General features: G+C 74.2%; 2 protein-coding genes. Both read right to left on the bottom strand.

Annotation, left to right across the window (positions count from 1 at the left end; translation table 11 throughout):
• On the bottom strand, window positions 1–777 hold a 777-nt coding region (locus tag IH13_RS0100095), incomplete at its 3' end, for a sensor domain-containing protein (RefSeq protein WP_037840596.1).
• A 601-nt stretch (window positions 778–1,378) separates the two neighbouring features.
• Window positions 1,379–1,718, bottom strand: a 340-nt coding sequence (locus tag IH13_RS0100090; RefSeq protein ID WP_031079868.1) for a sensor histidine kinase, incomplete at its 5' end; no start/stop codon positions are given.

The raw sequence follows: 1,718 nt of genomic DNA, 5'->3' as shown, positions 1-1,718 counted from the left end.
GTCGACGACCACCCCCCGGTCCGACTCCAGCTCGGAGACCCGGGTCGCCAGCGTGGAGGGGCCGAGCAGACCGGCCACCAGCAGCCGGTCCACCGAGGTCAGCGCGCGCACGATCCACGGGGTGACCAGCACGAGCGCCAGGCCGATCCCGCTGGTGACCAGCATCTCGAAGGGGGAGTCGAGGTAGACCTGGTGGGTGTCGTCCCCGTAGAGCTGGATGCCGCCCGTCCCCGCGTACGCCGGGAACACCCAGCGCCACAGGGGGTAGGTGAACGTGGCCCAGCCGGTCGCCCAGAACGTCACGGCGACGGGGAACGCGAACACGGCCCACGGGAAGTGCAGCACCGCGTACAGCAGGTGCCGCCAGGACACCCCGCTCTTCAGCGTCGCGCCGACCCAGGACATCAGCCCGCCCGTGCGGCCCCGTACCGGCGCGGGCTCCGCCACGTCCAGGTGCAGCAGCCCGCGCGCCCGGGCCCGCTCCAGCACCCCGAAGCCACGGCACAGGGCCAGCCCGGCGGCGAGGACCGGAATGCCGAGGAAGGTGATCAGCAGGCCCAGGCCCAGGGACACCATGGTGATCGCGAAACAGAAGAGCACGACGCTGATCGGCAGGCTCAGCAACAGATAGGCCAGCTCCCGCCAGGTCCGCCCTTCGAAGGGCGCCCGCAGCGCGGCCGGGAAGCGGTGCTTCGTCGGGTGGGCCGGGGGACGGCCCCCGGGGCCGGCGGCGGGACCGTACTGGTCCCGGGTGTCCGGTCCGTATGCCGTGGCCATGAGTGGCGTCCGTTTCTTCCTGGCGGGAGCTTCCCGCGGCCGGTACGACGGCTGATCGTGACAGCAGCCGGTGTGAGGCGCTGACCGTCCGAGCGGCCGGAGGCGCGGTGCTGCTGATAGTCCAAGAGTGCTGTGCGGGGCGCTCGCACACCATGAGGGCGGTCTCCGTATCCGCCCGGGGGTTTTCCCCACCCCGGAGTGGGGTGGGGCGGGGAGGGCGGCTGCGTGCGCCATGGCGGTGGCGGTGTGCGTGCCCGGGGGGCGGGTGTGGGCCGGGGGTGTGCGTGCGTGGGCCGGTGGCGGGTGGACGCGGTGGGCACGGGCCCTGGTGGCGGCTGGGCGCAAGCTCCGGTGGCGCGCTTGCGCCGTGGGTGCGGGCTGCGCGGTGGCGCGGGTGCAGGGGCGGGTGTGCCGTCGTGGGTGCGTGCTGTGTGGTGGCGCGTGTGTGCCGTGGGTGCGTGCTGTGCGGTGGCTGTCTCTTATACACAGCCACGTCTACGGCGGGGCGTCGGGGCCTTCCGGCGGGGGCGTGCCGGGGCCTTCCGGCGGGGCTGCCCGGGGCAGCAGCGGCGCGATCCGCCGCCACGTCCGACGACCGGCCCTACCGCCGTCCACGCTTCGCCGCGGCACCCGCACGGTCCCGCCAGGGCAGCTCGGCGGTGACCGTGGTGGGTCCGCCGACCGGGGAGTCCAGGACGAAGAGCCCGTCCACGGCCCCCAGCCGTTCCGCCAGCCCGGACATGCCCGTACCGCCGTCCAGCCGTGCCCCGCCGGCCCCGTCGTCCCGGACCTGGAGCATCAGCCGGTCTCCCGAGCGCCACACGTCGACCGACGCCGACCGTGCGCGGCTGTGCTTGCTGACGTTCTGGAGCAGTTCGGAGACGGTGAAGTACGCGATGCCCTCGATGGCCTCCGCCGGGCGGTCGGACAACCCGACCGAC

The sequence above is a fragment of the Streptomyces sp. NRRL WC-3549 genome (assembly GCF_000721935.1).
In the GTDB taxonomy this organism is placed as follows: domain Bacteria; phylum Actinomycetota; class Actinomycetes; order Streptomycetales; family Streptomycetaceae; genus Streptomyces.
The sequence above is the reverse complement of the archived record's forward strand: the minus strand, read 5'-3'. Positions and strand labels throughout refer to the sequence as shown.